Below are 6,747 nucleotides of genomic sequence, written 5' to 3' on the forward strand. Positions count from 1 at the left end.
TCTCCAATTCAAAAAATCTGTTTCGCCACTTCACGTATGCTGTCTTCAGCCGCCACGGAATAGAAGTGAAGACTCGGTACGCCATGAGCCATTAGCTCGCGGCACTGCGCCACACACCATTCGATGCCCACCTGCTTCACCTCTTCGTCGTTCTTGCAGCGCTCCACTTCCTCGGCCAGTTCCTGCGGGATGTCCACTTTGAATGTTTTGGGGATGATGCTCAGTTGGGCAGTTCGCTTTAAGGGCTTGATGCCTGGTATGATGGGCACCTTGATGCCGGCCTCGCGGGCACGCTTCACAAAGTCAAAGTAGCGGCTGTTGTCATAGAACAACTGCGTCACGGCATATTGTGCTCCGGCATCCACTTTCTGTTTCAGCCACATCAGGTCGCTTTCCAAGTTGGGAGCCTCTTCATGTTTCTCGGGATAGCAGGCTACGCCGTAGCTGAAGGGCGTTCGCGTCACGGTCATCGGACTTCCATCTTCGAAAATCCCCTGGTTGAAACGGTTGATTTGCTCTTCCAGCTCGATGGCATGTGAAAAGCCTCCTTCTTCGGGCACAAAGCACACCTCATGCTTCGCCTTGTCACCGCGAAGCACCAGCAAGTCGGTGATACCCAAAAACTGAAGATCCAGCAGGACGTACTCCGTATCCTCGCGTGTAAAACCACTGCACAACAGGTGGGGAACGGTAGTCAGTCCGTATTTGTTCTGTATGGCTGCCGCCACAGCTACCGTACCCGGTCTGCGTCTCAGACGTTTCCGCTGGTAGAGTCCGTTGCCCAGTTCCTGATAGACATACTCGCTCCGATGGGTGGTGATGTTGATGTATTTGGGATCGAACTCGCGCAGGAGGTCTATGGTGGCGTACAGCTTCTCAATGCCTGTTCCCTTCAAAGGCGGAAGCACCTCAAAGGAGAAGGCCGTATGCTGGTTGCTGTTTATCAAATCTACTACTTTCATTGGCTATGCCGTTTGTTTAGTTATTCTGCAACGCGCCCATAAGCGCATATTGGGACAAAAGTAAGAAAAAACTAACAAACAATAGGGCTTTTTCTTGATTTCTTTATTTCTTCAATGCCGCCTCATTCAAAATTTGACACCAACGATTTTTCCCTTCCATGACAATCTATGTCAACAATCGGAACATGGAGGTACAGACGCTATGCGGCCAAGTCGCCACAGGCCCACAAAGAAGCTACCGAGCTGCATATGGCTACAAAAACAATGAATGAAACATCCGTCACCCTAAGGCCTGTACAGAAGGGAAGAGGTGATTTGTTTAGATATCCATCTGTTACTGCGGTTTATTACAGGCATTCAATAGGAAAATAGGGAAGCGCCTTACTGATTTTCTATGCCACATAATGACATTCGCTTCCTCAAAGTTCGACATTAGTCGGGCGGGGCGTCCGGGACTTCCTTTAGCGTCTTTTATACCTTTCACCGGAAACAGGGGATGTGCCCCGGTGAAGTTTCACCGGAATAGTCTGATTGTAAGCGGGTTGCGGTGAAAGCAGGAAACAGGCCGTTCGGGGCATCGCACACAAATGTTCTACGGTACTCTCATTCTCTGTGAAAGAACTTTCACGCCTTCACCCCATCTTTCACACTATCTCGCTCGTTGACAGGCGTTTGCCTGCCCGTGAAACCGTGAAGGCGGAAAACGGAAAACTTTTTTCTTGCAGCTTTGCCTACCTGACCGCCTGCTTCAGCGGAAACATGTCCATAGTCAGGATGCAAAAGGTCGTATCTTTTGAAGGAAAACACAGATATTCCGGGTAAAAGCGGGACAGTTTCGGGAGCGAACCGGGCCGCCTTTTCACAGGTTCCCATGCAGTGCTTCATGGGGATGTAACGAAGCACTTCGTCAGGGTGTCATGCAGTGCTTTGTCAGGATGTCAGGAAGTGCAGCGTCAGCAGGCATGAAAGCACGTCGTTGGCATGCGCCTGCCGGCTTTTTCACGGGCAGGAATGCTGAAAAATGGTTAGTCTTAGGCGTAATGTTGACAGACATACCCCTTATAATAATCTTGAAGCAACGGAAACCACCGGAATGGAACAGGATGAGAATAATTATTATCTCAGCATCACCCATGCGGCTGGGCTTGTTACGATGTTCCGTTCCTTGCCTTCAACCATATATTTTTCTTATTGTAATGCAAATTCCTTGCAAAAATCATCCGCCATACAATAAATCTCTGTAACTTTAGACGTTGAAAACATAGTGATAATCGTTTAAATGTGATAACTTGACACTATAAATTTAATACTTTTATCGCTATGCTCCTATTTGACAACGGGTTAAAGATAATGGAAATACGTAATCTGCTACAAGTAAAATCGAGAACGGAGCTACGTGAATGGCTCATGCAAAACCATAAAAAGGAAACGGAATGTTGGGTAGTGGTGAAACGCGGAAGACCTACAGATGATGAGATCTTTTGGTATATTGATGCTGTAGAAGAAGCTTTATGCTTTGGTTGGATAGACAGCACAACCAAGAAGATATCTGAGAACATAACAGCTCAGCGACTTTCTCCCAGAACTCCCCGAAGCAATTGGTCAGAACTCAATAAAGAAAGATGTCGCAGAATGGAACGTCTTGGACTGATGACCGATGCAGGAAAAGCTGTTCTGCCGGACATGTCACCTCAAAGCTTTAGCATAGACAAGGATATTTTGCAGAAATTAAAATCCGACCCGATAGTATGGTACAACTTCTGCCAGTTTCCGGATTTATATAAACGCGTAAGAATAGATACCATTCAAATAACACGATGCCAACCAAAACTTTTTGAAAGCCGCTTAAACAAATTCATAGAAAACACCCGGAAAGGTTTGCTCTATGGAGAATGGAATGATAACGGGAGACTAACCCCGCCGAAAAGCGCAACTCGTTCGTCAACGGCGAGAACATCACCGTAGACGGCGGCATGAGCCGCCTGATGATTTACCACAACGATTTCGGCCGGAAGTTTTATCCCATAAAGTAGCCACAGACGCCTTGCTTTACGCAACCAATCGAGCTTTGGCCGCTCTTGGATCTGAACTCAATATCAATTTTGCCCATGCGGCTTAGTATAAATTAATTCTTACGACGTACTTATGTATCAAAGGGAAAGGCAAGCTGGTATCTCAAACTTGAACGATACTCAAATAGTACTATATTCATCAAAAATGCAGAAGCATTACTGGACAATTTCCCAGCAGCTCAGAAAAGGATAGAAGAATTGAAAGCTAATAATGGGAAATAGCGGAGAACTAAAGTGAGTAAAAAAAGAGGGAGGATGTAGATTAAACTGTGTCAGCGAAGAGTAAATAAAATATTAACTTTGCTAACACAGTTTTTCTATGAAAGAAGAATTTGATTTTGAAAGTATCAAGAACAAGACTATTGAATAGTTAAAATCAGGCAAGCCTTTGTTAGGTAAAGACGGTGCTTTTGCACCCCTATTGGAAAGTATATTGAATGTAGTTTTGGAAGGTGAAATGGATGCTCATCTTAATGATGAAAAACGTTTGAGTGGCAATCGTCGCAATGGTAAGATGCAGAAATAAGTCCAGACATCCCCGTAGATGAACTCCGCAAAGGACTTGCATTCAGGGGGGGGGTACAGTCATCCACATCACCGGGAGTAATCATGAAATTCAAGAGTTCTCCACACTCATTGCTTGAAGATTTGACAGGGTTAAATCGCGGTGATAATGGCGTTTCTTGTCGGATTTCAGCTTGTATTTGTCCTTCATGGTATCAAAAAACTTGCAGAAGTCGTAGTGTATACAGAATAATTCCGTAACTTTGTTCTCGGTGTGCATAGCGATTGTTGCTGGTAATTCTTTGTAATAGAATACTATAAAGGTACAACAAATTTTTGCTAATCACCAAATCCATAAGAACTTACAATTCGTCGAACTCACGTTATTTATTGAAAACGTATCATAATATCCACCCTAATATCCCGCACTTACGAATTGCAATTACAGTCACCATCCTGACCCCATCGGATTTATACCGGGCATTAGGTAACCCTGCACTAACAAGCATTGAAAAAACACCCGCTCTCTCGGATCCGTACAGACGGGGTGAAGGGCGGACGTTTGATTCAATCATTTCAAGATACAACGGATGGATGCGGCTTTGTAATAGTCTTTTTCCTTCACGATAGGGTCGGACAGGTAAAAGTTGTTGCTACCTCCGGTGAAGAATATCATTTTGTCAGCAATTTCTGTACTGCCTTCTTTCAACGCCCAGTATCCATTCAAGCGCCCGTTATTATTGTGCTTACCGTTTAGCCAAGAGCCACGTGGATAGACGCTGAACCCAGTCAGATTGTTGACAGGAGCTACGTTTCCTTGTTGTTCATGCCCTGCATTGTCCGTTTCAAGCGACCAAGTCCCCGCTTTCAGTAGCGAGGCGTCATTACCTATGTAGTTCTTTAGGTCTTCCCAGTCTTTGTCACTTGGAATGCTCCATTTTTCGGGACTTAATTCACCGGCTAAAACTGTTTCACCATTGTAGAAATAATATTCCAGCTTTTCCGGCTTGAAATACCCAACTCCTCCGCCGAGGTCATCCAACTTTTTCAGTGGTGTCCCATCATTGTAGCAGTCTGCCCGTAAATCTTCCTTCATCCAATATTGTGTTCCTATTTTGACAATAGGATAGATTTCCGTCTGTGCGTCACGGGTATCTTTTATGGTCAGGCTTGCAATATCGCAGCTAATGGCATGATCGCCGGAGGTCAGGTTGAGTGTCCCGCTTTCTTCTACATAAAATTTGTTTACGGCCGTTTTATCCCCTTCTTCGTAGGTGAAGTGATTTGTTTCTGCATCCCAGATAATTGTACCTCCACAAATGGCATCCGATGTGTCGAGCAACTTCAAGACGGTTCCCTTTTTCAGGTCGGGACTTTCCGTTTCTGTCAATATCGGATAAGCGACAATGGCTGTGGATGTCAGCTCATTGGAAATTAGGTATTCTTTGCAGATGTCTACCATTGCTTTTCCTTCGTGGTAAATGCGGTATATGTCAGATTGCCGAAAAGAGAATGCCGCAGTGTGGATGGCCACGTTTTCCTGATTATTGTCTGTCGTTTTTCCTTCGACGGTAGCCCAGTCGCTCACGATGCCTGCAACGCCGTTCAGAATTTCTCCTCCTTTTTGTGTAGCGGTGATGGAAATTTCACACTGCGTACCTGTCCTCATCAATTGTTCAGGCATTTGGCAGGTGTATATTCTCCCATTCCATTCTATGATGATGCTGTTATTCGTTTGTGTCAAACTTTGCGGGATGATGATCATTTCTTTTCCGGTCAGTTTTTCTCCGTTGTTACTCCACGAACCGTAAGGGAAGATCTCTGTAGGCTTTTGTAGATTTGTGATTTCTTCATTTATCAAGTTAAAGTTGGCTTGAGAGTAAATATTGGTGACAATGATCCGTGGGTCATCTTCCAATATACTTGCTGCATCCTCCCCTTCACCGGGGATCAAAGTGAATTTTAGTTTGGCAAATCTATGTATGAAATTCAGCACCACATCGTTGTCGCTGCTTTCGACATGTTGTTTTTTGGCTGTCAGAAAATCGCTTGCCGAAAAATTCCCGTGCGTGCTTTGGTCTGAATGGATGCTGACAGATAAAGCCGTGTTTCCCTCTTCCAGTCCTTTGCTTTGATAGGGGTGATAGCCTATAAAGTCTAATGCGGCTTTTCCTTCGGGATAATAAACTGTTCGTGCGGGAGTAAAAGAGTTCTTATTGCCGTTGTATGTCAGCCGTAGGTTGTCTATGTATCTTTTCCCTTCAAGAGAATTGGACGTCAGGGTGGCGAACAAGCCGATGCTATCCTTTGCTTCGAAGGAGGTTGCGGTCACTTTTGTGTGTAATTGTCCATTTATAGTGCCTGAGAAAGTGATGGGGATTCTGTTTGCTTGCATGTCAGATAGATTTTCATCCTGACCGCAGGATAAAAAGAGTAATAAAATTCCACCTATTAAACTATCAATGCATATAAAAATAGAATGTTTTTTCATGGTATATTCTATAATAAGGTTTACGTCGACAAAGGTAAAGAAATAATAGTATTAAAAAAATAAAAATGCAGTTTTTTTCATTCTACTCTCAACTGGCAAGTGCAAAATTAGCAATTTGTCGGAAGAAAACATTTTTAGGAGAGCTGAAACTGAGTTTTTTGCGTGGCCTGTGATTGATTTTATGCTGAATTTTGCGAATGAACGCATCCGACAAGTTCGAGAAGTCAGTTTCTTTGGAGATATACTGTAGGATAAGCTTGTCTACGTTCTCTATAGCTCCCTTCTGCCATGAAGAGTATGAATCGGCAATAAACACAAGATTGCCTGCCTGTTTGCCTCTTTGTGCCAAAGCCTTTGAAATCAAATGGTGGCAGCAGAATTCAGACCCCGTTGTCCGTAGTAATGGAACGGACAGTATGTCTGTAATGGAACAAGAGTCTGATAACGGCCTTAGCCGGAAACTCAGGATATTTGCCCTGAAGTAGCCGTTCCAAACCATTGGCAGTTTAATGCTGGAATTTGAAAGACGTGCTGATTATTCTGATTATTGTAGGGAACTGGATTTGGAGAGAGCAATAGCCTCCGTATGTTATAAACATACGTGAGTTCGGGATAAGGAAATTCCCTTAAAGGTTGGTAATCACTGAATTATTTTGTACATTTAAGTCTGACAAACAATAAGTTACAAAATCAACACAATGATTTCCAAGGATAAAGT

General features: G+C 44.0%; 4 protein-coding genes and 2 pseudogenes. 3 read left to right on the plus strand and 3 right to left on the minus strand.

What is annotated here, in order from left to right:
* Window positions 1–8: 8 nt before the first annotated feature.
* Window positions 9–962, minus strand: coding sequence for a methylenetetrahydrofolate reductase [NAD(P)H] (gene metF / locus Q0Z70_RS08665; protein WP_298073696.1), 954 nt, complete (start codon window positions 960–962; stop codon window positions 9–11).
* Window positions 963–2,002: 1,040 nt separating this feature from the next.
* Window positions 2,003–2,225: pseudogene (locus Q0Z70_RS08670) on the minus strand (IS982 family transposase); the annotation flags it as partial.
* Window positions 2,226–2,312: 87 nt separating this feature from the next.
* On the opposite strand from Q0Z70_RS08670, the gene Q0Z70_RS08675 reads away from it, so the two are divergent.
* Together Q0Z70_RS08675 and Q0Z70_RS08680 are read left to right on the plus strand one after the other, a co-directional pair.
* Window positions 2,313–2,927, plus strand: coding sequence for a YdeI/OmpD-associated family protein (locus Q0Z70_RS08675; protein ID WP_298073697.1), 615 nt, complete (start codon window positions 2,313–2,315; stop codon window positions 2,925–2,927).
* Window positions 2,928–3,353: 426 nt separating this feature from the next.
* Window positions 3,354–3,557 (plus strand): annotated as a pseudogene (locus Q0Z70_RS08680) (IS256 family transposase); the annotation flags it as partial.
* A gap of 552 nt (window positions 3,558–4,109) precedes the next feature.
* On the opposite strand, the gene Q0Z70_RS08685 reads toward Q0Z70_RS08680, so the two are convergent.
* Window positions 4,110–5,933, minus strand: a complete 1,824-nt coding sequence (locus tag Q0Z70_RS08685; RefSeq protein WP_298073698.1) for a fimbrillin family protein — start codon at window positions 5,931–5,933, stop codon at window positions 4,110–4,112.
* 593 nt (window positions 5,934–6,526) lie between these two features.
* Between Q0Z70_RS08685 and Q0Z70_RS13565 the strand changes: the two genes are divergently transcribed.
* Window positions 6,527–6,634 carry a hypothetical protein gene (locus Q0Z70_RS13565; RefSeq protein ID WP_366807227.1) on the plus strand — a complete coding sequence of 36 codons (108 nt, stop codon included), beginning with the start codon at window positions 6,527–6,529 and terminating at the stop codon, window positions 6,632–6,634.
* The last annotated feature ends 113 nt before the right edge of the window (window positions 6,635–6,747 follow it).

The organism is uncultured Bacteroides sp. (genome assembly GCF_947632445.1).
Taxonomy (GTDB): Bacteria; Bacteroidota; Bacteroidia; order Bacteroidales; family Bacteroidaceae; genus Bacteroides.

Coding starts and splice junctions, on each gene's coding strand:
- metF (WP_298073696.1), bottom strand. CDS start 962: ATGAAAGTAGTAGATTTGATAAACAGCAACCAGCATACGGCCTTCTCC.
- Q0Z70_RS08675 (WP_298073697.1), top strand. CDS start 2,313: ATGGAAATACGTAATCTGCTACAAGTAAAATCGAGAACGGAGCTACGT.
- Q0Z70_RS08685 (WP_298073698.1), bottom strand. CDS start 5,933: ATGCAAGCAAACAGAATCCCCATCACTTTCTCAGGCACTATAAATGGA.